The organism is Xanthomonas campestris pv. badrii (genome assembly GCF_012848175.1).
Classification (GTDB): Bacteria; Pseudomonadota; Gammaproteobacteria; order Xanthomonadales; family Xanthomonadaceae; genus Xanthomonas; species Xanthomonas campestris_C.
On record NZ_CP051651.1, the window covers coordinates 654222 to 678008 of the forward strand.

Annotated in this window: 25 protein-coding genes and 1 other RNA gene; 11 read left to right on the forward strand and 15 right to left on the reverse strand. The window is 67.0% G+C overall.

Going from position 1 to position 23787, the window contains the following annotated elements:
* The 7 genes from HG421_RS02630 to HG421_RS02660 form a co-directional block, all read right to left on the reverse strand.
* On the reverse strand, positions 1–354 hold the full coding sequence (locus tag HG421_RS02630; RefSeq protein WP_169704960.1) for a DMT family protein: 354 nt from the start codon (positions 352–354) through the stop codon (positions 1–3).
* 161 nt (positions 355–515) lie between these two features.
* Positions 516–1400 (reverse strand): ABC transporter permease, encoded by an 885-nt coding sequence (locus HG421_RS02635; RefSeq protein ID WP_169704962.1) that lies wholly within the window; start codon positions 1398–1400, stop codon positions 516–518.
* Positions 1397–2230 (reverse strand): ABC transporter ATP-binding protein, encoded by an 834-nt coding sequence (locus tag HG421_RS02640; protein ID WP_169704964.1) that lies wholly within the window; start codon positions 2228–2230, stop codon positions 1397–1399. Before HG421_RS02640 ends, HG421_RS02635 begins: the two co-directional genes overlap by 4 nt.
* A 2-nt stretch (positions 2231–2232) precedes the next feature.
* The gene (locus HG421_RS02645) at positions 2233–3276 is read right to left on the reverse strand and encodes an ABC transporter substrate-binding protein (protein WP_169704966.1); all 1044 of its coding nucleotides are present in this window, start codon (positions 3274–3276) and stop codon (positions 2233–2235) included.
* A gap of 40 nt (positions 3277–3316) precedes the next feature.
* Positions 3317–4234, reverse strand: coding sequence for a TauD/TfdA dioxygenase family protein (locus HG421_RS02650; RefSeq protein WP_169704968.1), 918 nt, complete (start codon positions 4232–4234; stop codon positions 3317–3319).
* A gap of 239 nt (positions 4235–4473) precedes the next feature.
* A complete protein-coding gene (locus HG421_RS02655; RefSeq protein WP_169704970.1) occupies positions 4474–6957 on the reverse strand; it encodes an ABC transporter permease in 2484 nt (827 codons plus the stop codon).
* Positions 6954–7562, reverse strand: coding sequence for an ABC transporter ATP-binding protein (locus HG421_RS02660; RefSeq protein ID WP_282434634.1), 609 nt, complete (start codon positions 7560–7562; stop codon positions 6954–6956). The genes HG421_RS02655 and HG421_RS02660 overlap by 4 nt, the downstream gene beginning before the upstream one ends.
* A 103-nt stretch (positions 7563–7665) precedes the next feature.
* Here HG421_RS02660 and HG421_RS02665 point away from each other — a divergent pair, with 103 nt between their 5' ends.
* The 4 genes from HG421_RS02665 (at position 7666) to HG421_RS02680 (ending at position 10702) form a co-directional block, all read left to right on the forward strand.
* Entirely contained in the window at positions 7666–8334 is a 669-nt protein-coding gene (locus tag HG421_RS02665; protein ID WP_211161772.1) for an arylesterase, read from the forward strand.
* Between the two features lie 88 nt (positions 8335–8422).
* The gene (locus HG421_RS02670; RefSeq protein WP_005408123.1) at positions 8423–9136 is read left to right on the forward strand and encodes a response regulator transcription factor; all 714 of its coding nucleotides are present in this window, start codon (positions 8423–8425) and stop codon (positions 9134–9136) included.
* 157 nt (positions 9137–9293) lie between these two features.
* Positions 9294–10565 (forward strand): sensor histidine kinase, encoded by a 1272-nt coding sequence (locus HG421_RS02675; protein WP_169704976.1) that lies wholly within the window; start codon positions 9294–9296, stop codon positions 10563–10565.
* 61 nt (positions 10566–10626) lie between these two features.
* Positions 10627–10702: non-coding RNA, sX9 sRNA (locus tag HG421_RS02680), on the forward strand.
* A 15-nt stretch (positions 10703–10717) separates the two neighbouring features.
* Here HG421_RS02680 and HG421_RS02685 read toward each other — a convergent pair.
* The gene (locus HG421_RS02685; protein WP_169704978.1) at positions 10718–11413 is read right to left on the reverse strand and encodes an SGNH/GDSL hydrolase family protein; all 696 of its coding nucleotides are present in this window, start codon (positions 11411–11413) and stop codon (positions 10718–10720) included.
* A 180-nt stretch (positions 11414–11593) separates the two neighbouring features.
* Here HG421_RS02685 and HG421_RS02690 point away from each other — a divergent pair, with 180 nt between their 5' ends.
* From HG421_RS02690 to HG421_RS02720, 7 genes are all read left to right on the forward strand, one after another.
* Positions 11594–11974, forward strand: coding sequence for a diacylglycerol kinase (locus HG421_RS02690; protein ID WP_169704980.1), 381 nt, complete (start codon positions 11594–11596; stop codon positions 11972–11974).
* A gap of 169 nt (positions 11975–12143) precedes the next feature.
* On the forward strand, positions 12144–12758 hold the full coding sequence (locus tag HG421_RS02695; RefSeq protein WP_169704982.1) for a LemA family protein: 615 nt from the start codon (positions 12144–12146) through the stop codon (positions 12756–12758).
* Between the two features lie 195 nt (positions 12759–12953).
* Positions 12954–13844 carry a TPM domain-containing protein gene (locus HG421_RS02700; RefSeq protein ID WP_169704984.1) on the forward strand — a complete coding sequence of 297 codons (891 nt, stop codon included), beginning with the start codon at positions 12954–12956 and terminating at the stop codon, positions 13842–13844.
* Positions 13844–14335, forward strand: coding sequence for a TPM domain-containing protein (locus HG421_RS02705; RefSeq protein ID WP_169704986.1), 492 nt, complete (start codon positions 13844–13846; stop codon positions 14333–14335). The genes HG421_RS02700 and HG421_RS02705 overlap by 1 nt, the downstream gene beginning before the upstream one ends.
* Before the next feature lie 53 nt (positions 14336–14388).
* On the forward strand, positions 14389–15279 hold the full coding sequence (gene lgt / locus HG421_RS02710) for a prolipoprotein diacylglyceryl transferase (RefSeq protein ID WP_169704988.1): 891 nt from the start codon (positions 14389–14391) through the stop codon (positions 15277–15279).
* The gene (locus HG421_RS02715; RefSeq protein ID WP_169704989.1) at positions 15276–16070 is read left to right on the forward strand and encodes a thymidylate synthase; all 795 of its coding nucleotides are present in this window, start codon (positions 15276–15278) and stop codon (positions 16068–16070) included. The genes lgt and HG421_RS02715 overlap by 4 nt, the downstream gene beginning before the upstream one ends.
* Positions 16071–16192: 122 nt before the next feature.
* Positions 16193–16699, forward strand: a complete 507-nt coding sequence (locus HG421_RS02720) for a dihydrofolate reductase (protein WP_228330216.1) — start codon at positions 16193–16195, stop codon at positions 16697–16699.
* A gap of 75 nt (positions 16700–16774) precedes the next feature.
* On the opposite strand, the gene HG421_RS02725 is transcribed toward HG421_RS02720, so the two are convergent.
* From HG421_RS02725 to msuE, 7 genes are all read right to left on the reverse strand, one after another.
* The gene (locus HG421_RS02725; protein WP_169704994.1) at positions 16775–17848 is read right to left on the reverse strand and encodes a sigma-54 interaction domain-containing protein; all 1074 of its coding nucleotides are present in this window, start codon (positions 17846–17848) and stop codon (positions 16775–16777) included.
* A gap of 89 nt (positions 17849–17937) precedes the next feature.
* The gene (locus tag HG421_RS02730; protein WP_169704996.1) at positions 17938–19125 is read right to left on the reverse strand and encodes an acyl-CoA dehydrogenase family protein; all 1188 of its coding nucleotides are present in this window, start codon (positions 19123–19125) and stop codon (positions 17938–17940) included.
* A gap of 112 nt (positions 19126–19237) precedes the next feature.
* Positions 19238–19993 (reverse strand): ABC transporter ATP-binding protein, encoded by a 756-nt coding sequence (locus HG421_RS02735; protein WP_169704997.1) that lies wholly within the window; start codon positions 19991–19993, stop codon positions 19238–19240.
* Complete coding sequence (locus HG421_RS02740) at positions 19990–20844, reverse strand: ABC transporter permease (RefSeq protein ID WP_169708070.1); 855 nt, start codon at positions 20842–20844, stop codon at positions 19990–19992. Before HG421_RS02740 ends, HG421_RS02735 begins: the two co-directional genes overlap by 4 nt.
* Positions 20845–20852: 8 nt before the next feature.
* Positions 20853–21857 carry an aliphatic sulfonate ABC transporter substrate-binding protein gene (locus HG421_RS02745; protein ID WP_169704999.1) on the reverse strand — a complete coding sequence of 335 codons (1005 nt, stop codon included), beginning with the start codon at positions 21855–21857 and terminating at the stop codon, positions 20853–20855.
* A gap of 11 nt (positions 21858–21868) precedes the next feature.
* Positions 21869–23032, reverse strand: a complete 1164-nt coding sequence (gene ssuD, locus HG421_RS02750) for an FMNH2-dependent alkanesulfonate monooxygenase (RefSeq protein ID WP_169705001.1) — start codon at positions 23030–23032, stop codon at positions 21869–21871.
* A 47-nt stretch (positions 23033–23079) separates the two neighbouring features.
* Positions 23080–23643, reverse strand: coding sequence for an FMN reductase (gene msuE / locus HG421_RS02755; RefSeq protein ID WP_169705003.1), 564 nt, complete (start codon positions 23641–23643; stop codon positions 23080–23082).
* Positions 23644–23787 lie beyond the last annotated feature (144 nt).

A 23787-nucleotide genomic window follows, 5' to 3' on the forward strand; every position in this document is an offset into this window, starting at 1 on the left:
TTATTCCTTGAACATCAAAAACGCCGCCACCAGGATCAGCCCGAACGCGGCCCAATGATTCCACTTCAGCGACTGGCCCAGGTAGAAGGTCGAGAAGCCCGCGAACACCAGCAGCGTGATCACTTCCTGCATGCCCTTGAGCTGCGGCGCGGAATACACCGCGCTGCCCAGGCGGTTGCCCGGCACCTGCAGGCAGTATTCGAAGAAGGCGATGCCCCAGCTGACCAGGATGGCGATCATCAGCGGCGTGCTCTTGTGCTTCAGGTGGCCGTACCAGGCGAAGGTCATGAACACATTGCTGGCGATCAGCAGCAGGACCGGATACAGGTAGGCGGTGAAGGGGGCAGTGGGCATGACGGCGGCGGCGGGAAAGGGGCCGGAAGCATAAGCCAGCCCCGTTAAGCGCACGCGACCGCGTCGATGAGCCCGGCAGACGCGGTCAGGGCGCTCGAAGCCATAGCGAATGGTTGACCGCAGTACGGCCAGGCAACTGCCTGGCCGCCCATGGCCGCCCGCTAGCGCTGCATGCCCCAGCGGCGCACGGTCAGCCGCTCGATGGCCTGGAACACCACGCCTTCCACCAGCAGGCCCAGCACGATCACCATGGCCAGGCCGGCGAACACGCGGTCGGTGTACAGTTCATTGCGATTCTGGAAGATGTACCAGCCCAGACCGCCCTGGCCGGAGGTGGCGCCGAACACCAGCTCGGCGGCGATCAGGGTGCGCCAGGCGAATGCCCAGCCGATCTTCAGGCCGGACAGGATCGCCGGCAGCGCGGCCGGGATCAGCAGCTGCGCCACATAGCGCGGCCCACGCAATCCGTAATTGCGCCCGGCCATGCGCAAGGTCTCCGGCACCGCCTGGAAGCCGGCATGGGTGGTCAGCGCCAGCGGCCACAGCACCGAGTGCACCAGCACGAACACCAGGCTGCCGATGCCCAGGCCGAACCACAGCAAGGCCAGTGGCAGCAGTGCAATCGCCGGCAACGGATTGAACATGGCGGTCAGCGTGCCCAGCACATCGCGGCCCCAGCGGGTGGACGCGGCCACGGCGGTCAGCCCGAACGCCGACACCACGCCCAGCAGATAGCCCTGCGCCAGTACCCGCAGCGACGCAGCCACCCGACGCAGCAATTCGCCCGACAACAGGCCATCGTAGAACGCGCGTGCGGTCTGCGCCGCGCTGGGCAGCATCAGGTCGTCGCCGACCACACGCGCAGCGATCTCCCACACCGCCGCCAGCACCACCAGCACCACGGCCTTGCGCAGCCATGCCGGCGCCTGCCAGCGGATCGGCGCGGCGGCGGTCAGCAGGGCCGGATCCAGTGGCTGCAACGCCAGTTCGTATTCCGGCCGCACCGGCGGAACCGGCGGCCGCGCGGCAGCGGGCGAGCGGCTCATGGCAGCGCCTCGCGTTGCAGCTGGGCTGGGCGACGCAGCGGCGCCACCTTGTCGTCGGCCAGCGTGTCGTCAGGCAGCTCGAACAACAGGCGATGGATGCGCTGCGCAGTCTGCTGGAAGGCCACGCTGCCGGCGCTGTGCGGGCCGAAGGCATGCGCATTGAGTTCGGCACGCACCTGACCCGGATGCGGCGACAGCAGCAGCACGCGGTTGCCGACCACCAATGCTTCCTCGATGGAATGGGTGACGAACAACAGGGTGAAGCGCGCCTGCTCCCACAGCTCCAGCACCTGCTCCTGCATGCGCGAGCGGGTCAAGGCATCCAGTGCGGCGAACGGCTCGTCCATCAGCAACACGCGCGGACGCATCGCCAGCGCACGCGCGATCGCCACGCGTTGTTTCATGCCGCCGGACAAGGTGTGCGGGTAAGCATCGGCAAACCCGCTCAGCCCGACCTGGGCCAGGCTCTCGTCTGCCCGCTCCCGGGCTTCGGCGCGGCCGAGCTTGCGCGCTGCGCGCAGCCCGAACACCACGTTCTCGCGCACGGTTTTCCAGGGCGCGAGTTGATCGAATTCCTGGAACACCACCACCCGGTCCGGCCCCGGCCCGGTCACCACCTGCCCATCCAGGCGGATCTGCCCCTCGCGCGGCGGCACGAAGCCGGCCACCGCCTTGAGCAGGGTGGACTTGCCGCAGCCGGACGGCCCCAGCAGCACGAAGCGGTCGGCCGCATGCACATCGAAGCGCACCCGATGGGTGGCCCGCACTGCCCGCTGTGCGTTGACGTATTCCAGGCTGACGTGATCGACCTGCAGCAAGGGTGTCGCCATGCTCAGCTCCCGCCCGCAATCAGCGGGTCGTCGAAGAAGTAATCGCCCACCTTGGCCGGCGCCTGCTTGATCGCGCCGCTGCGCTGCATGAACTGGCCAAGCTTCAATGTGTTCTGCGGCGCCACGGTGAATTGCACCTTGGGGTCCTTGAGGATCTGCAGGACCAGCGCACGGTCGATGCTCGATCCGTTCCGGCGCAGGAAGATATCCGCCGCCTGCTCCGGGTGCGCGGCGACGAACGTCGCGGCCTGGTCCAGTGCGGCCACGAACGCGCGATAGGTCTTGGGGTTGTCGCTGCGGAATTTTTCGGTGGCGTACAGCACCGTGGCCGACGACGGCCCACCCTCGATGTCATACGAGCTGGTGACGATATGCGCGGCCGGGTTGCGCGCCAGCTCCTGCTCCTGGAATGGCGGGCTGGCGAAATGCGCGGTGATCTCGGTGCGGCCACGGATGATCGCCGCCGCCGCATCCGGGTGCGGCAGGGCCACCTGCAGCGGATCCAGCTGATGGGTGCCCTTGTCGCCCCAGCGCTGTTGCGAGGCATGCTGCAGAAACCGCGACTGCACCGAAACGCCGGTGGCCGGAACCGCGATGCGGTCCTTCGGGGTGAAGTCGCCGATGCTCTTGATGCGCGGGTTGTTGCTGATCAGGTAGTACGGAAAATTGCCCAACGACGCCACCCCGCGCACATTCTGCCGGCCACGGGTGCGGTCCCAGATGGTGAACAACGGACCGACACCGGCCCCGGCGATATCGATCGAACCGGTGAGCAAGGCATCGTTGACCGCCGCGCCGCCGGACAGCTGCAGGAACTGCACGTCGATGTCCACGCCGGCTTTCCTGCCTTGCTGCTCGATCAGCTTCTGATCCTGCGCCACGTCCAGCAGCAGGTAGACGATGCCGAACTGCTTGGCGATGCGCAGCTTGCCCTCGGCCTGCGCCGCGCTGCTCAACAGCGGCAGTGCCGCCAGCAGCAGGACCGCCACGCGCCGGGAAAAACGGCGGCGCAGCAACGGTGCGTGGGAAGTCACGGTCAGACGCATGCAGCGCTCCGGTAGCCAGGGGGAAGGGGCAGCGGTGCGGTCAGAACGGCGCATCGCCTTCGATAGTGGTGCGGTTGAGCCGGCGCCGCAGGTGGTCGGGCGTCCCGGCGGCCAGATGCATCACCGAGCGGTTGTCCCAGAACACCATGTCGTGCGGCTGCCAGCGGTGCCGGTACACCAGCGCCGCGCGCGTGCTGTGCGCGAACAAGGTCTGCAGCAGCGCGTGGCTCTCGTCCTCGGGCAGCCCGACGATGCGGGTGGTGAAATGTTCGCTGACGAACAAGGCCTTCTGCCCGGTTTCCGGGTGTGTGCGCACCACCGGATGCTGCACCGGCGTGACCTCGGCAATCTGCTCCGGCGTCAACGCCGGGCGCCACGGGTTGCGCGCGCGCAACGCCTCGTATTTGGCCAGATAGCTGTGCTCGGCGCGCAGGTCCTGCACGGTGCGCTTGAGTGCATCAGGCAAGGTCTGCCAGGCCAGGTGCTGGTTGGCGAACAAGGTATCGCCGCCCTCGGCAGGCAGCTCCTGTGCATGCAGCAGCGAGCCCAGGCTGGGGGTCTGCTTGTAGGACAGGTCCGAGTGCCAGTAATGCCCGGCATCGCCCAGGCCGATCGGCTGGCCGTGTTCCTTGATGTTGGAAACCACCAGCACTTCCGGATGTCCACGCAGCTGGAAATTGCGCAGCACGTGGATCTGCAGCGGGCCGAAGCGCCGGCTGAAGGCGACCTGCTGCGCCGGGGTGATGCGCTGATCGCGAAACACCAGCACGTGGTACTCCAGGTGCGCGCGGTGGATGCGCGCGAAGGTCTCCGCATCCAGCGGCTGCGACAGCTCCAGACCGATGACTTCCGCGCCCAGCGGCGCATCGAAGGGCACGATCCGCACGCCTGAAGCATCCGCGGTGGTGGCACCGGCGCGCAGCGGTTGCGCGCGCGTGGCAGAACTTACACTGACCATGACCCATGCACCTCCACAACAGCAAACGCCGCCCAACGGCGACCGGACTGGTCACTGTAGGCAGTCGTGTTCCTGCTGCGAACATACGATTGGCAAGGTGCTTATGCGCTGGCGATATATGCCATGCCCCGGCCGCCGCATCGCGCTTTGCGCGCCGCAGATGCCGCTGTACTGATCGACAGCGCCATCATGCGAGGCGGCACATGCCGTCGTCAGCATGCGTCGCATTTCAATCGCGCTTATTCGCTACGCAACGCCAATGCGGGCGGCGTGGACAAGATGCGCCGGGTGCCGGACCAGCCGGCAAGCAGGCTCAGCGCCAGGCCGAAGGCGCCGCCCAGCAGCAGGCGCGGCCAGTCCGGTGCCAGTGCGATCTCGAAGGCGTGCTGGCCCACCACCGCGCCGATCACCGCCGCCGCGGTCACCGCAAGGCCGGCCGCCAGCAGCCCCAGCGCGCCGAATTCCACCAGCACCGCGCCACGCAACTGCCCGCGGCGTGCACCCAGCGTGCGCAGCACGGCGCTGTCGTAACGGCGCTCGCCGGCAGTGGCCTGCAAGGCGGCCAGCAGCACCAGCACCCCGGCCAGCAGGCTGAAGCCCATCACCAGCTGTACGGCCTGTGCCACCTGGTCGATCACCTCGCGCACCCGGCCCAGGATGGCATCGATATCCAGCACCGAGATGTTGGGGTAGTCGCGGCTCAGCGAGGCCAGCTTGGGCGCATTGCCGGGCGGCAGGTGGAACGCGGAAATCAGGTTGTACGGCGCATCGCCCACCGCGCCTTCGTTGAGCAGCAGGAAGAAGTTGACCCGGAACGAATCCCAATCGGCCTTGCGGATGCTGGTGACGGTGAAGCTGCGTTGTTGCTCGCCCAGCAGCAGGGTGATGCGGTCGCCGAGCTTGAGCTGATAGCGCTGCGCCCAGCCTTCTTCCACCGAGGCTTCCGCCGCGGTGCTGTCGGCCGCCCAGAACTTGCCCTGCAGCAGCGTATTTGCCGGCGGAAACGCGTGGCGCCAGGAGAAATTCACCGGACGGTTGTCGCCATCGCCATCGTCGGCCGGATCGCGGTCGCCGCGCACCGGCGGTTTGTCGTTGATGGCGACCAGGCGGCCGGTGGAGAACGGCTCCACCGCAGCGCCGTCGGCACCCAATTCGCGCAGCGTCTGCAGCACCGGCTTGGTCTGCTCGGGCTGGATATTCATCAGGAAATAGTTCGGGGTATCTGCCGGCAGGCGATCGCGCCATTGGCCGAGCAGGCCGGGGCCGACCACTGCCAGCAGCAACAGCGCGCACAGCGACAGCGACAGGCCGACCAGCTGCACCACGCTCAGGCCGCGCCGGCGGGTCAGCGAGGCCAGGCCCAGTTTCCAGGCGCCGCGCAGGCGGTGCTGGATCGGCCGCAGCAGGGCCAGCAGGCCCAGCCCCAGCAGCATCGCCACCAGCGCCAGCGCGGCCAGGCCACCCAGCACCCAGCCCGCCAGCACCAGGTTGCCGGTGGCGTAGACGGTGAGCGCCAGCGTTGAGGCAAGCGCAGCGCCGTAGACCAGCAACGAACTCGGCGGCACCGCCGCAAAGCTGCGGTTGAGTACCCGCATCGGCGGCACGTTGCGCAGCCGCAGCAGCGGCGGCAGGCCGAAGCCCAGCAACAGCACCAGGCCGATCCCTGCACCCGCCAGGGCCGGGGTGGCCTGTGGCAACGGCAGCCGGTTCGGAATCAAACTGCCCAGCGCCTGCACCAGGCCTTCCTGCGCCAGCATGCCCAGGCCGATGCCGACCAGACAGGCCGGAATCGCGGTGAACAGCAATTGCAGCGACAGCATCGCCAAAATGTCGCGCTGTTTCGCGCCCAGGCAGCGCAGCACCGCCACGGTGTCGATGCGGCGCATCGCAAAGCGGTTGGCCGCCAGCGCGGTTGCCACACCCGACAGCAGCACGGCCAGCAATGCCGACAAGGCCAGGAAGCGCCCGGCCCGGTCGAACGCCGCGCGCATGCCGCGTTGGGTGTCTTCGATACCGACCAAGCGGTACTCGCTGGCGCGCGGCTTGAGCCAGGCGCGCAGGTCGGCGATGGCATCCGGCGCACCGGCGAACATCAACCGATAGGAGGCGCGGCTGCCGGGACCAAGCAGGCCGGCACCTTCGATATCGGCGCGATTGACCAGCAGCGGCGGCGACAACTGCATCAGCTCGCCGGACGCATCCGGTTCGGCGCGCAGCACGCCGGTGATGGTGAGATGGCCGGCGCCGAACGCGAGCTGTTCGCCTACCCGCAGGCCTAGCGCTTCGAGCAGGCGCGGGTCGGCATAGGCCTGTCCGGGGGGCGGCGCGGTGGCTGGCGAGCCTTCGCTCCCGCGGCCGTCCCTGGACACCAGCAACTGCCCGCGCAGCGGATAGCCGGCACCCACACCACGGATATTGGCCATCTGGCTGGCCTCGCCATGGAACAACACGCTGGGGAAGCTGACCATGCGCGTGCTCTGCAGCCCGCGGCGCTGCGCTTCGGCGGCGAAGTCGGCCGGAATCTCCTGGCGTCCGGTCACGCCCAGGTCGCCGCCGAGCACCTCGGCCGCACTGGAGGTCAGAGCCAGCGTCACCCGGTCCACTAGTGTGCCGACGGCAGTCATCACTGCCACGCCCAATACCAGTGCGGCGAACACGGTCAGCAGGTCGCCGGCCAGGAATTCGCGGCGTACCGCGCGCGCCGCCTGCGTGACGACGTTCATGCCGCCGCGCCGGAGGCTTGCGCGTGCAGGCGGCCGCCGTCGATGCGGTAGATGTGCCGGCAGCGCTGCGCCAGGGTCATGTCGTGGGTGACCAGCACCAGGGTGGTGTCGCTGGTGGCATTGAGCGCGAACAGCAGGTCGCTGACCTGCGCGCCGGTGGCCTGGTCCAGGCTGCCGGTGGGTTCGTCCGCAAACAGGATGCGCGGGCGCGCCACGAAGGCACGCGCCAGCGCCACGCGCTGCTGCTCGCCGCCGGATAACTGGCGCGGGTAGTGCCGCGCACGCTCGCTCAGGCCCACGGCCTCCAGCACCTCGCGCACCCGCGCCGGGTCTTCGCGCCCGGCCAGTTCCAGCGGCAGTGCGATGTTCTCTTCGGCGGTCAGCGCAGGCAGCAGGTGGAAGCTCTGGAACACGAAGCCCACTTCGCGCGCGCGCAACGCAGCGCGCGCTTCTTCGTCCAGCTGGCCCAGGTCCTGGCCGGCCAGTGCGATGCTGCCGCGGCTGGGCAGGTCCAGTCCGGCCAGCAGGCCAAGCAGGGTGGTCTTGCCGGAACCGGAGGCACCGACGATCGCGATACTGTCGCCTTCACTGACCGTCAAGCTGATGTTGTCGAGGATGTGGAGCGTTCCCTCCGGGCCACTGACGGATTTACCGACCTCGCGAACGTCGATGGCGGTGCGGGTGCCGGAGCGGGGGGCCAGACTGTCGATGAGGAATCTCCGAATGCGTGAAAGAACACTGCGATATGGCGCGCTGGTCCTGTGGCTGCTGACACTCTGCCTGCTTGGGCCGGGGATTGCCTCTGCCAAACGTCCGGCCACTGCTGCACCGATCCTGGTGGTGGGCGACAGCCTGAGCGCTGCGCACAACATCCCGGTGCAGTCCGGTTGGGTGACCCTGCTGGACCAGCGCCTGAAGCGTGACATGGCGACGCCACCGGCGCTCGTCAATGCCAGCATCAGCGGCGAGACCACATCCGGCGCGCTGACCCGGCTGCCCGGCCTGCTGCAGAAGCATGCACCAGGCGTGGTGGTGATCGAGCTGGGCGGCAATGACGCGCTGCGCGGGCTGACCCCGGCCCAGCTGAAAGGCAATCTGGAGAAGATGATCAAGCTCAGCCAGGCGTCCGGTGCCAAGGTGCTGCTGCTTGGCATCGATGTGCCACCCAATTACGGCCCGGCCTACCGCGAGCGTCTGAAGGCGACCTATGCGGACCTGGCCAGGCAGTACGACACGGCCCTGGTGCCGTTCTTCCTGGAAAAAGTGGCCATGCAGCCGGGCCTGATGCAGGCCGATGGCCTGCATCCGACCGCGGCCGCCCAGCCCAAGGTGCTGGAGACGGTATGGCCGGCACTGCGCCCGTTGCTGGGGCGTTGATCGGATGAGATGAAACGTTATTCGGCCTTCACGTTGCTTGCACCCGCAATCCGGCATGTTTCACAAAGCTGAAGACCGAGGAAAGTCCATGCGTCAGACCAAGGAAACGTCCGGCCTCGTGCTGGTCGTCGAAGACAACCGCAATATCTCCGAAATGATCGGCGAATACCTGGAAGGCCGTGGCTTCGAGGTCGACTACGCGCAGGACGGTCTGGACGGCTACCGTCTGGCCGCCGAGAACAGTTACGACGTGGTCGTGCTGGACCTCATGCTGCCACGTCTGGACGGCATCGAAGTGTGTCGCCGCCTGCGTAACGACGCACGCAAGTCCACGCCGGTGCTGATGCTGACCGCCCGCGACACGCTGGACGACAAGCTCACCGGCCTGGGCTTCGGCGCCGACGACTACCTGACCAAGCCGTTCGCGATCCAGGAACTGGAAGCGCGCCTGCGTGCCCTGATCCGCCGCGAGCGTCGCCAGGTGGGCTCGGAAGTGCTCAAGGTCGCCGACCTGGTGCTGGATCCGGTGAGCATGCGCGCCACCCGTGCCGGCACCGAGCTGCAGCTCTCGCCGATCGGCCTGCGCCTGCTGACCATCCTGATGCGCGAATCGCCGCGCGTGGTGACACGCCAGGAAATCGAGCGCGAGATCTGGGGCAATGGCCTGCCGGATTCGGACACCCTGCGCAGCCATCTGTACAACCTGCGCAAGATCATCGACAAGCCGTTCGACCGTCCGCTGCTGCACACCGTGCAGAGTGCCGGCTACCGGATTGCCGACATCGCCCAGCCGATGACCTGATCATCCGATGACCTGATGTTCCGGCCGGCTACCGTCAGGTGGCCGGCCGCTCCTGCAGGCGCCCCCGCGCCGCCCGCTCTCCCGTGCTGCTGACCGGTTGCACGACGGAATCACGGAAGCGTTGCCTATACTCCGGCGCTCTCCCCTGGATGCAGCAATGCCACACGGGCTCCCGAGAAAAATACGTCTTGCCTTCCTGCTGCAGGTCGCGCTGGCAAGCCTGGCGATCGTGCTGGGCGGGTACCTGATCTCTTTTGTCATCAAGTACAGCCTGGTGCGCACCGTGCTCGTCGACGAGGCCGTGCATTTCTGGCGGATGCACAAGAGCGCGCCGGACAACCGGCCGCCCAACACGCGCAATATCCAGGGCTATTTCTCGCCGGCCGGAACCGCGGCCGATACGGCGCCGGCAGCACTGCGGCGCCTGTCGCCGGGCTTCAGCGAAGTTGCCGCCGCCGACGCGCTGGTCTATGTGGACCAGCGCCCGGAAGGCCGCCTGTATCTGGTGTTCCCGCGCTCGCGCGCGGCGCATCTCACGCTGTGGTTCGGCGTGGTGCCGGCCATCATCGTGCTGCTGGGAATCTACGGCGTGTCGTGGTTCACCTACCGGGTCTCCAAACGCCTGGTGTCGCCGATCAGCTGGCTGGCGCGGCGCGTATCGCAGTGGGATCCGCGCAACCCGGATGTGGACGAACTGGCGCCGGAGCGCCTGCCGGCGGAGTTGCAGGGCGAAACCCGGCAGTTGGCGCTTGCGCTGCACGCGCTGGGGCAACGGGTCAGCGAGCATGTGGCACGCGAACGCAACTTCACCCGCGATGCCAGCCATGAGCTGCGCACGCCGCTGACGGTGATCCGTGTGGCCAGCGACATGGCCCTGGCCGATGACGATCTGTCGCAACGTACCCAGCGCAGCCTGCGCCGGATCCAGCGCGCCGGCCGCGATATGGAGGCGGTGATCGACGCGTTCCTGATCCTGGCCCGTGAAGCGGAGATCGACCCGCAAAGCGAAACCTTCGATGTGGCCGAACTGGCCAGCGAGGAGGTCGAGAGCGCGCGCGAATTGCTGGGCGACAAGCCGGTGTCGCTGCTCATGGTCGGCGACCGCCGCCTGCAGATGTTCGCGCCGCCGCGGGTGATGCGGGTGGTGCTGAGCAACCTGCTGCGCAACGCTTGTGCCTACACCGACACCGGCAGCATCGAGGTGGAGGTCACCCAGGACCGGATCGTGGTGCGCGATACCGGCATCGGCATGAGCGAGGAAGCCCGTGCGCGTGCCTTCGAGCCGTTCTTCCGCGCCGACCCCACACGCCCGCAGGGCACCGGGCTTGGGCTGTCGATCGTGCGCCGGCTGTGCGACCGCTTCGGCTGGCGCATCGAGTTGGAGAGCGAGGCGGGCGTGGGCACGTCGGTGGCGGTGGTAGTGGCCTGAGAGCAGCTGACAACGCGACTGCGCTGCCGCCAGGCGCGCGCGGCCGGTGCCCGGGATCGGCATGTACGAGGCGTAGACTGCGGTCCCCGCGCGCCGTCCGCATCCAGCTGACGACTGTTCGCTACGTTTTGTCAGCCGCTCTGAGGCTGCGCTTATTCCAGTACCGGTGCCACCGCCTTGCGCCACAGCGCATAACCGTCGGCGGTCATGTGCAGCATGTCCTCGCGGAACAGCTGCGGGCGCGGCTTGCCGCTGGCATCGAGCATCGGCGTGTAGACATCCACGTAATCGGTTCGCGGAACCGCCGCCAGGGCATCCTTGATCAGGCGATTGGCGGCAATGACCGACGGCAGCAGTTGCGCGCGCGAGGGGCTGGGTTTGATCGACAGATAGCTGATGCGTGTCTCCGGCAAGTCGCGGCGGATGCGCGCGACGAAGGTCACCACGTCGTCGCGCACCTGCTCGGGCGTGCGCCCGCTGTTGAGATCGTTGTCGCCGGCATACAGCACCACCTGGCGCGGCGCGTACGGAATCACGATGCGGTCGGCGTACCAGGTGCTGTCGCGCACCTCCGAGCCGCCGAAGCCGCGGTTGATCACCGGCTTGCCGGGAAAGTCCTTGGCCAGCGTGTCCCAGAAGCGGATCGAGGAACTGCCGACGAACACGATGCCGTGTTTGGGGGGCGGCTGGCGCGCATCGCTGGCGGCGAAGCGCTGCATGTCCTGCTCCCAGGCGGCGTTGGACACCTGCGCCGGAATGGCGGGTGCGGCGCGCAGGGCGTCGGCGTGGGCCTGGCTGGAGGACAGCAGGAGCGCGCACACCACCGTGCGCAGAAGATGTCGGGTCATGCGGGAGCCTGTTCGATCGGGCGGACCCGCATGGTGCAGCAGTCTGCGCGCTGACGGCAAACCGTGGCCGGCTGGCGATGCGTCGCAGCACCGTGCAAGATTCGCACTTTCCCCACCAGTGACCCTGCCATGCGTTCTGTCTGTCTCCCGATCCGCGTCTGCGCCCGGACGCACTGACGCATGGCCGATCAACTGGGACACCTGCCGCGCGGCCCGCGCCGCATGCTGAAGGCGGCGATCTGGTCATGGCAAGGCCTGCGCGCGGCGTGGTTGCACGAATCGTCCTTTCGGCTCGAAGTCTGCCTGGCGGTGGTGATGGCGCCACTGGGCGCGTGGCTGGGGCAGACGCCGCTGGAGCGCATCGCGTTGATCGCCCCGTTGTTGATCGTGCTGGCGGCCGAATTGCTGAATTCCGCCATCGAGGCGGTGATCGAACGCTATGGCCCCGAGCATCACGTGCTGGCCGGCCGCGCCAAGGACATGGGTTCTGCGGCGGTGTTCCTGCTGTTGCTCAATGTGCTGCTGTGCTGGGGGCTGATCCTGCTGCCGCGGGTTGTCTGAGTGAAATGGCTGCGCTGCAGTGGTGAGCGTGCGCCGTGGCGTGGTGTCGCTGCGCAGTAGCGATCTCTTCCTTGCCAGCCACATCCGGCCGCTGCCAGCGCTGTCGCGTGCATGCGGGCTTGACCTGGCGCATGGCATGCTGCGGGCCTCTTTCAACGGAATCGCCTGCATGTCTGTGCTGATGCGCGCCCTGGTGTTGCTGATCCTGACCGTCGGCCTGTCCGGCTGCGGCTACAACACGATCCAGCAGAAAGAGGAAGGAGTGAAGGCAGGTTGGTCGGAAGTGCTCAACCAGTATCAGCGCCGCGCCGATCTGATTCCCAACCTGGTGCGCACCGTGCAGGGCTATGCGCAGCAGGAACGTCAGGTGCTGACCGAAGTGACCAACGCGCGTGCACGCGTGGGACAGATCCAGGTCAATGCCGACGATGAAGCATCGCTCAAGCAGTTCCAGCAGGCGCAGGGGGAACTGGGCAGTGCGTTGTCGCGCCTGCTGGTGGTCAGCGAAAACTATCCGCAGCTCAAGTCCGACCAATCCTTCCGCGACCTGCAAGTGCAGCTGGAAGGCACCGAGAACCGCATCACCGTGGCGCGCGGTCGTTACATCCAGACCGTGCAGGACTACAACACCTATATCCGCTCGTTTCCGCAGGTGATCACCGCCAAGATCTTCGGTTACCAGCCCAAGCCGAATTTCAGCGTGGAGAACGAAGCGCAGATCTCGCGCGCGCCGCAGGTGGACTTCGGCAACCAGCAGGCACCGCAGCAACAGCCTGCGCAGTAATCACAAGCCCCTCTCCCCTCGGGAGAGGGGTTGGGGTGAGGGTACGGCGCGAAATTTATGTGTTTCCAACGGCACGTGGCGTCGCTCGCACCCGCATCCGCCCCTTCGCGGCACCTTCTCCCCCATGAAGGAGGACAATGTCGCGGTGGGAGAAGGGAACGACTGAGTCCCGTACGCATCAGGTAGGAGTCGGCAATGCGGCGAACGTTGTTGGGAATGGTGTGGATGATGGCGTTGCTGCTGCCGGCGCCGCTGCTGGCGCAGGAGCTGGCGGCCATTCCGCCACTGCGTTCGCCGGTGGTCGACGTCACCGGCACCCTGGATGCGGCGCAGATCCAGCAGCTGGAGCAACAGGCGCTGGCGCTGCAGCAGCGCAAGGGCGCGCAGTTGCAGATCCTGATCGTGCCGAGCACGCTGCCGGAGACGATCGAGCAATACACCCAGCGCGTTTTCGATACCTGGAAGATCGGGCGCAAGGGCGTCGACGATGGCGTGCTGCTGCTGGTGGCCAAGGATGACCGCCGCGTGCGCATCCAGCCCGGTTACGGCCTGGAAGGGGCCATCCCCGATATCGTGGCCAATCGCGTGATCCAGGAATACCTGGCGCCGCGCTTTCGCGAAGGCGACTACGGCGGCGGCATCCGCGACGCCACTGCAACGCTGGCCGGCTTGATCGAGGGCGAGGCGCTGCCACCGCCGGTCAGCGGCCATGAGGGCGGAGCCGACCAGGGCGCCGGTGGCGGTGGCTGGATCATGGCGCTGTTCATCGGTTTCGTGGTCGCCATGGTGGCGCGCGGCATCCTGGGCGCCCTGCCACGCCCGGTGCGCGCGGTATTGACCGCCATTGCGGCCGGTGGCGCGGCGTTGCTGTTCACGTCCCTGCTGCTGGCCAGCGCCGGCGCCGCAGTCATCGGGTTGCTGGCCGGGCTGGCCTCGGGATCGCCGGGGCGCTTTGTCGGTGGCGGTGGCTGGGGCGGCGGTGGCTTTGGAGGATTCGGTGGCGGTGGCCGTGGTGGTTTTGGTGGTGGCGGCTGGGGCGGCGGCGGTGGATCATCGGGAGGCGGTGGCGCCTCGGGGAGCTGGTAATGCGGTGGCTCAGGCATGTCTTCGCGCCCTCGGCGCAACGCAGATCACCAGCGTCCTGCATGGACACGATCGCCGCGGCCGTGGCCGACAGCGAGCGCAGCCACACCGGGCAGATCATGGTGGCGGTCGAGGCGGACCTGCCACTTGCCGCGCTGTGGCGCCGACACAGCGCACGGCACAGCGCCGAACAGGCCTTCGCACACCTGCGCACCTGGGATACGGAGGCCAACAACGGGGTGCTGATCTATCTGCTGCTGGCCGACCACGCCATCGAAGTGGTGGCCGACCGCGGCCTGCGTCGCCGGGTGCCGGATGCCCAATGGGCCGAGGTGTGCCGGCGCATGCAGCAGTTCCTGCGTGAGGGGCAGTACGAGGTGGCGGTGCTGGCGGGCATCGAGGCGGTGACCGAACTGCTGGTTGCCCACTTCCCGCGCGGCGCGGACGCCCCGCATGAAGACGAGCTGCCCAACCGGCCACAGCGTTTAGGCTGAGGGCGCCCGAGGTGTCAGAATAGCGGTCTCGCTCTATGTGATCCGCGCTCGGCATGATCTATCTGCACGCCATCGACCCCATCGCCTTCTCGCTTGGCCCGGTGCAGGTGCACTGGTATGGCTTGATGTACCTGGCGGCCTTCTTCTCGGCCTGGGCGCTGGGGCGCTCGCGCATCCTGCGCGGCCGCTTGCCTGGCGTGGACATGGACGGTTTTTCCGATCTGCTGTTCTACGGCATGCTCGGTGTGGTGCTGGGCGGGCGTATCGGCTACATGCTGTTCTATGCGTTCGACACCTTCCTGGCCAACCCGCTGATCCTGTTCAAGGTGTGGGAGGGCGGCATGAGCTTCCATGGCGGCCTGCTCGGCGTGCTGCTGGCCTGCTGGCTGTGGGCACGCAAGCACCGGCTGCATTTCTTCGATGTCATGGATTTCGTCGCGCCGCTGGTTCCGCTGGGCCTTGGGTTCGGGAGGCTCGGCAATTTCGTCGGCGGCGAGCTGTGGGGCAAGTTCACCCAGGCCGGCTGGGGCGTGATCTTTCCGCATGCACCGGAACTGGCCGCTATCGCGCCGGCACAGATCCAGGCGCAATACGCCGCCGGGGCGCTGGATCGGTTCGCGCGTCATCCATCGCAGCTGTATGAAGCGGCGTTGGAAGGCGTGGTGATGTTTGTGGTGCTATGGGCATTCTCGATGAAGCCGCGCGCCCGCTATGCGGTGTCGGGCGTGTTTGCGTTGCTGTACGGCGTGTTCCGCTTCATCGTGGAATTCGTGCGGGTGCCGGATGCGCCGATCGGCTATCTGGCCTTCAACTGGCTGACGATGGGGCAGATCCTGAGCCTGCCGCTGATCGCAGTGGGGCTGGTGCTGCTGGCGATGTCACGCCGCGCCCCGGTGCTGCAACCGGTGTTGCCGGCTGCCGTCACCGTGGAGGCGGCCAAGTGAAGCCGTATCTGGATCTGCTGCGGCATGTGCTGGAACACGGGGCCGAGAAGTCCGACCGCACCGGCACCGGCACGCGTAGCGTGTTTGGCTGGCAGATGCGCTTCGACCTCAATGCCGGGTTCCCGCTGGTCACCACCAAGAAACTGCACCTGCGCTCGATCATCCACGAGCTGCTGTGGTTCCTGCAGGGCGACACCAATATCGGCTATCTCAAGGACAACCAGGTCCGCATCTGGGACGAATGGGCCGACGACAACGGCGACCTCGGCCCGGTGTACGGCAAGCAGTGGCGCCGCTGGACTGGCCCGGACGGTGCCGAGATCGACCAGATGCAGTGGCTGGTGGACGAAATCAAGCGCAATCCGGATTCGCGGCGGCTGGTGATCAGTGCCTGGAACGTGGGTGAATTGCCGCAAATGGCGCTGATGCCGTGCCATAGCCTGTTCCAGTTCTATGTGGTCGACGGCAAGCTCAGCTGCCAGCTGTACCAACGCAGCGGCGACATCTTTCTGGGTGTGCCGTTCAACATCGCAAGCTATGCGTTGCTCACGCACATGGTGGCGCAGGCCACCGGGCTGGGCGTGGGCGATTTCGTGCATACGCTGGGCGATGCGCATCTGTATGCGAACCACTTCGACCAGGCCCGCGAACAGCTGGCCCGCACCCCACGCGCGTTGCCGACACTGCGCCTGAATCCGGAAGTGACCGACCTGTTCGGGTTCCGTTTCGAAGACATCGCCATCGAAGGCTACGACCCGCATCCGGCGATCAAGGCGCCGGTGGCGGTATGAGTGGACGGGACCCGGGACCCGGGACCGGGGACCCGGAAACAGCAACTGCAGCACCAACAACAACGGCAACGGCAACGTCGGAGATTTGCGTGGATCTGCTTCCCCGGTCCCCGGTCCCCGGTCTGCGGTCCCGGCTCTCCATCACCCTGATCGTCGCCTTCGACCGCAACCACGCCATCGGGCGCGACAACGATCTGCCGTGGAAGCTGCCCGACGATCTCAAGCGTTTCAAGGCGCTGACGCTGGGCAAGCCGATCCTGATGGGCCGCAAGACGGCGCAATCGCTGGGGCGTGCACTGCCGGGGCGTTTGAACCTGGTGCTGACGCGGTCGGGGCAGGTGCCTTTTGCCGGCATGCAGGCGGTGGCGTCGGTGGAGCAGGCGCTGCAGTGTGCCGAACAGGCTGGTGCGCAGGAGCTGTGCGTGATCGGTGGTGGCGAGGTCTATCGGCTAACGATGGAACGCGCCGATCTATTGGCTGTCACCGAGGTGGACACTGCGGTCGAACATGCCGATACGCACTTTCCGCCGATCGATCCGGCGGTGTGGGTGCCGGTGCAGCGCGAAGAACATGCAGCCGATGCGCGCCACGCGTTTGCATTTTCTTACGTGGATTATCGGCGCCGCTGAGGGGCCGGACCCTGGCTGGCAAACTTGCGAGGCCACAGGGCAAGGCAGCGCGGCAACCGCGGATTGCCCTGCGTCTCACTCGGCACGCTTGTGAACCACCAGCTCGCCCAGTTCGATCAGGCGCGCACGCACGATGTTGCGGCTCAGTCCGAGCAATGCAGCGGTCCTGACCTGGTTATGGTGGCAATGCCGGTAGGCAGCGCGTAACAGCTGCGCTTCGACGGTGGCATGCAGCGCGCCGTCGTTGCTTTCGAACAAGCTGTCGAAGGCGCGTGCGAGCAGGGCCGCAGCATCGGGTTGCGTCTCGTTGGTGGGCTGGGTGGGCAAGCGCAGCTGCGACAGCCGGATATCGTCGGCGCGCACCACACCGTCGCGGTGGATCAGCAGGGTGTGGTGGATGACATTTTCCAGTTCGCGGATATTGCCCGGCCACGGGTGTTGCACCAGGCGCTGCTCGGCCTCCGGGCTGATCGTCACTTGGCCATGGCCCAGGCGCTGGCTGTAGATCTGCACGAAATGGCGGATCAACGGCGGAATGTCGCCGGGCCGTTCGCGTAGCGGCTTGAGTTCCACGCCCACCACATTGAGCCGGTAGAACAGGTCCTGGCGAAACTGCCCCTGGCCGATGGCCTGATCCAGCGGCACGTTGGTTGCAGCCAGCACCCTGACGTCGATCGGAACACTGCGGCGCGAGCCCAGGCGCACCACTTCGCGCTCCTGCAATACGCGTAACAGCTTGACCTGGATCGGCATCGGCAGATCGCCGATCTCGTCGAGAAACAGCGTGCCGCCATTGGCCTCCTCGAACCAGCCGGCCTTGGCGCTGAGCGCGCCGGTGAAGGCACCTTTCTCGTGCCCGAACAATTCCGCGTCCACCAGCGATTCGCTAAAGGCCCCGCAATTGACGGCCACGAACGGATGCTGCGCACGCGCGCTGAGGGTATGGAGATGGCGTGCCACCAACTCCTTGCCGGTGCCGGACTCGCCAATGATCAGCACGCTGGCTTCGCTGGGCGCCACGCGTTCCAGGTGCGCCAGCAACGCCTGCGATGCCGGGTCTTCGAAGACGTGCGCAGCGGCGGTTCTGCCGTTGCCGACAGCGACGCGTTGTGGCACCGAAGGCAGGGTCAATAGGCGAAAATCGGACATGGGCCGGATGCGAAGTGGGAGAAAAGGGAGCTAGGCAGCACCGAGATGCGCAGGCGAACTCGCTGTGGTGACAACGCCGCCACGGCGATTCATGAGTAGAAGCTGGGCGTGGGAGGCTGTCGCCGTAGCGCCCATTCGCCGAGTTCGCGCACCTTGTAGTCGACCGGATCGTGCAGGGTGTGGGTACGCAAATTGCGCCAGTAACGGTCCAGACGCAGCGCTGCATGGGTGGCGCGCGCGCCGGTGACCTCGAACAGTTTGCTGCTGACATCCAGTCCCACACGCGTGGTGGCGACCTTGGCGGCGGCGATTGCCAGGGCCACCTGCGCGCGTTCGTCGCCGGTGAGCGCATGTTCCTTGCGCCAGGCGGCGTCGAACAGATCGGCGGCGCGCCCGGCCAGCAGGCGTGCGCTTTCCAACCCCAGCCAGAACTCGCCGTAATGGGCCAGGATGTAGGGATCGTCGCTGGCCCGCTCGACTCCGGAACGATGCCAGGGCCGCGTTTCGGTCGAGGTGTAGCTGCGTGCCTCTTCGAATGCGCCTTCGGCAATGCCGAGGAAGACATGCGCAAACAGAAGTTGCGCAAGCAGCGGACGCAGGCACGCGAACGGCGTGCTCAGCGGGCCTGGATCCAGCAGCAGCTCGTTTTCTTCCACCCTTACGCGCTCGAAGGTGGTGCTGCCGCTGTCGGTCTGGCGTTGGCCGATGTTGTCCCAATCTTGGCCGAGCGTGATGCCGCTGCGTGCGGTGGGAACTGCACCGATCAACAGCTTGCCGCTGCGTTCGTCCAGTGCGGAGGCGATCAGCATCTGCGAGTCGAGAGCGCCGGAGCAAAAACTCTTCTTGCCGGAAAATTCGCGCCAGCCCTCGTAGTGCACGGCGATGGTGCGCGTATCCAGGGGATTGAGCGCATTGCCCCAGAACCACTGCTTGCGCGCGGTCTGCTCCAGCCAGGGCTGCCATTGCGCCGGCTGGCCGAACAGCCGCACCGTGGCCAGCATCAGGTGATGGAAGCCGAAGACGTGCGCGATGGAACTGTCGGCCCTGGCGAATTCGCGCACGATGGTCAGTACCTCGCTCCAGCTGGCGCCAAGACCGCCGTACTGCACCGGGATGCTCAAGCCCAGCAGGCCGCTGGTGCGCAATGCATCGCGTTCTACCTTGGGAGTGCCGCCACGCGCATCGCGTTCGATCGCCGTGGCAGCGAAGTCGGTGGCCAGACGCCGGGCCGTGTGCAGCGGGTTCAGCACGGTGGGTTGCAGTTGCTGGCTGGTCATGCGCGATAGCCTCGTTCGGGTGGCAGGGAGATGATCGATGCACGGTGGTGCAGGTGCCGCAGATGCATGTCCGTTGGCAGTGGGTGTGCCTCGGCAGGTCACTGCCACGCGCCTACACCGCATGGATGTCGTGCAGCGCAGCCAGCAGCTCCTGGCGCGCCTCACGGAGCTCCGCCTCATGCGCGTTGCGATCGCGTGGCCGCGGCGTGTCCAGCGCCTGCGCATGCACGACGGAACCGGGCTGGCCGCCGATCACGAGGACGCGGTCGCTCAGGTACACCGCTTCCTCGATATCGTGCGTCACCAGCAGCACGGTGAAGCCGTGCTCGCCGGCCAGGCGCAGCAGCAGCTCCTGCAGCCGGATGCGGGTGAAGGCATCCACGGCGCTGAAGGGTTCGTCCAGCAACAGCACCTGCGGTTGCCGGTACAACCCCCGCGCCAGGGCCACCCGCTGCGCCTGGCCGCCGGAGAGTTGCTTGGGCAACGCCTGCGCGTGGTCGAGCAGGCCGACCTCGGCCAGCAACTGCTGCACGCGCGGCGATTGCTGCGCTGCCGCCGGCGAAACGCCAGTGTCGTCGGCGAAGGCGACATTGGCCGCCACGTCCAGCCAGGGCAGCAGGCGCGGCTCCTGGAAGATGAAGCCGATACGGCGGTCGATCCCCTGCACGCGGCTGCCATCCAGCCGTACTTCGCCGCCGTAGTCGCGCTCCAGGCCGGCGACGATGCGTAACAAGGTGCTTTTGCCGCAACCGCTGGGTCCGATCAGGCTCAGGATTTCGCCCCGTGCCACGCGCAGCTCGATGTCCTGCAGCACGCTGCGCGCACCGAAGCGTTTGTTCGCCACCCGGATCTGCAGGTCGGCACTCATGCTGCGTGCGCCGCGTGCGGGTGGGCGCGACGGTTCTGCAGGTTGTCGCGCCAGTGCAGCGTGTGGGTTTCCAGTGTCTTGAGCACGCTGTCGCTGAGCTTGCCGAGCAGGGCCAGCATTACGATGGCGGCAATGACGATGTCCGGCCGCGAGGTCTCGCGCCCGTCGCTCAGCAGATAGCCCAGCCCGCGCGTAGCCGCGATCAGTTCGGCGGCCACCAGAAACATCCAGGCCAGGCTCAGGCTGGTACGCAGCCCGGTGAAGATCGATGGCAATGCGGCCGGCAGCAGGATCCGCCGCACCATGCGCCCCCAGGGCAGGCCATAGGTCTCGCCCAGTTCGATCAGCGTGCGATCGACCTGGCGCAGGCCATTGGCCACGCCCAGATACATCGGGAAGAACGCACCGATCGCGATCAAGGTGATCTTCGGCGCTTCATCGATGCCCATCCACAGCAACAACAACGGCACCCAGGCCAGGCTGGGAACCGCGCGCAGCGCCTGGAAGCTGGGATCCAGCAAGCGCTCCAGCCAGCGATTCAAGCCGACGCCGATGCCGATCAGCAGTCCCAGACCGGCACCCAGCGCAAAGCCCACCAGCACCCGCAGCACGCTGGCGCCCAGATGGCCGGCCAGTCCCCGGCCGGCTTCGTCTGCAAGCGTGGTCAGGATCTGGCTGGGAGGCGGCAGCAGATAGCGTGGCGTCCATCCCAGCGCCGAGCACACTTCCAGTGCCGCAAAAAAGCTGACCGGCAGCACTAGGCCCAGGCTGCCGGCAGGCAGGCGCCAGTGTCGCCGCAGGCGGCGGGACGATGGCTGGGTACGCGACAGGCGGAGCGAGGTGTGATGCATGCTGGCGGTCATCCCTGCGCCACGCGTGCGCGCGTGGCATAGCGTGGATCGATCAATGCGCCCAGTACCTGGGTCAGGTCGGTTCCCGGTCGCACCAGGCCTTCCTCGAGCAGGACCGGCGCGGCGCTGCGCAAGGCCGCCAGTTGCTCGGCGCCGATCAATGGCCGGCTGAGATCGGTGCGCTGCAACTGCAGTTGCGCCACCGGCACCGAGAGACGTGCCTGCTCGGCGATCAGGCTGGCCAAGGCGTCCGGATGTGCGATCGCCCAACGACGCGCCTTTTCATAGGCCTGCAGCACCAGTGGAATCTGCTCGGGGTAGGTGGCGGCAAATTTTTCGCTGGTATTCAAGAAGCCGTACGAATTGAAGGCGACGTTGCGATACAGCAGCCGTGAGCCGGCCTCGAGCTGGCTGGCGGCCATATGCGGGTCCAGTCCGGCCCAGGCATCGACATTGCCGCGCTCCAGTGCAATACGTCCATCCGCATGCTGCAGATGAACGATGTCGACATCGTCGCGGTGCAAGCCGACTTCGCGCAGCGCACGCAGCAGGAACAGATACGCATCGGTGCCCTTGGTGGCGGCCACCCGTCTGCCCTTGAGTTCAGCCACGCGCTGGATCTTCGATTGCTTGCCGACGACCAGGGCGACCCATTCCGGGCGCGAGTACACATAGACCGCCTTGACCGGATTGCCATTGGCGCGCCCCAGCAGCGCGGCCAGACCGGCGGTGCTGCCGAAATCGATGCTGTTGCCGGCCAGATACTCCAGTGCGCGATTGCTACCGGCCGAGAGCACCCAGGTGACCTCGGTGCCCTGCGACTTGAGCGCTGCTTCTAGCCAGCCGAAGTGCTTGAGCACCAGCGAGGTGGGCGAGTAGTAGGCGTAATCCATGCGCAGGCGTTCGGGAACGGCAATCCTGCGCGGTGCATCCGCCGCGCTGGACAACAGCGGCCGGGCACCGAGCGCGACTCCGGCCAGCGTTCCGAGTTTGAGCAGGTTGCGTCGTTTCATGGGGGCTCCGGTCAGCGCGCCGACGCGCGTGGCACGATGGTGTTGGCGATGACTTCGCCGAAGGGGCCGCTCAGCGGTTGCCCGGGCAATTGCTGCCGGCGCGCACGTGGCAGCAGCGGGAAGACCAGTTCGGCAAAGCGATAGGCCTCTTCCAGATGCGGATAGCCGGAGAAGATGAAGGTGTCGATGCCGAGCGCGGCGTATTCCTCGATCCGCTGCACCACTGTCTGCGGACTGCCGACCAGGGCAGTACCGGCTCCGCCGCGGACCAGGCCGACCCCGGCCCACAGGTTCGGGCTGACCTCCAGATCGGCGCGCGTGCGGCCCTGGCCACGCCCATGCAAGGCGGTCATGCGCCGCTGGCCGACCGAGTCCATGCGTGCAAAGGCGCGCTGTGCGCGCTCCACGGTGTCGTCGTCGAGATGACGGATCAACGCATCGGCCGCGGCCCAGGCCTGCGCGTCGGTTTCGCGTACGATGACATGCAGGCGGATGCCGAAGCGCAAGCTGCGCCCGAGCGCCGCAGCCTTGCTGCGGACGGTGGCGATCTTCTGCGCCACTGCGGCCGGCGGCTCGCCCCAGGTGAGGTAGGTGTCCACCTGTTCGGCGGCCAGATCGTGCGCCGCATCGGACGAGCCGCCAAACCACACCGGTGGATACGGCCGTTGCACGGTGGGATACAGCAGTTGCGCCGCCTTTACCTGCAGATGCCTGCCATCGAAGTCGTAGCTCTGGCTGTCATGGCTGTGGCGGATGATCTCGCGCCAGATCCGGATGAATTCGGCCGAGGCCTCGTAACGGTCGGCGTGATCGAGAAACACGCCATCGCCTTCCAGCTCGCCGCGGTCGCCGCCGGTGACCAGATTGACCAGCAGGCGCCCGCCGGAGAGCCGGTCGAAGCTGGCCGCCATGCGCGCTGCCAGTGCGGGCGCCATCAGCCCGGGGCGCAGCGCCACCAGAAACTTCAGTTGGCGCGTGGCGTTGATCAGGCTGGACGCGATCACCCACGGGTCTTCGCAGGAGCGCCCGGTGGGAATCAGCACTCCCTCATAGCCCAGCGTGTCCGCCGCCACGGCCACCTGGGTCACGTAGTCGGCACTGACCTGGCGCGCGCCCTCGCTGGTACCCAGATAGCGGCTGTCGCCGTGGGTGGGAATGAACCAGAACATCTCCATCGCGATCTCCTTGAGGTGGACTGCCGGGCTCGCGCCGGCGAACCGGATCAGGCAATACGCAGACGCGCATCGGGGCGCACGCCCAACACACCGGCAGCGCGTTCGGCAGCCAGCGCGATGCGCTGGCGCAGCGCCGGAGCGGCCACCTGGTAATCGTGGAAATCGCTTTCGCTGGCATAGATCCCGATCGGCAATGTCAGTGCCTGGAAAAATGCGAACAACGGCCGCAGCTGGTGATCGATCACCAGCGCGTGCCGTTCGCTGCCGCCGGTGGCGGCCAGCAACACCGGCGTATCGATCAATGCGTGCATGTCGATCAGGTCGAACAGGTGCTTGAGCAAGCCTGGATACGAACCGCGATACACCGGTGCGACGACCAGTAGCAGGTCTGCCGTTTCGATCTGGCGCAAGGCCTGTTCTGTGGTTGCGTCGACGTCGCTGCGCCATTGCGCTGCGCCCAGCGGTCGCGCGATCTCGCCGAGCTGGAGGATGCTGGGCTTGATGGCCAGGTGCTGTGCCAGCTCGGCCAGGGTGGCCTCGGCCAGGGCCAGGCTGCGCGAAGGGCGCGAGGTGCTGCCGGAGACGGCAACGACATTCAACGGAGTGCGCATGCGAGATTCCTGTAGGGGGCGTGTCGAGCTGTCACGCAAACTCCGTGCCATCCAGACATGCTTGCTGTTGCTGCAGCGACGTAAAACGCGGAAGCAACACGTGTCGACGAGTCAATCACGAGCAATTGCATCTGACTGCATGGC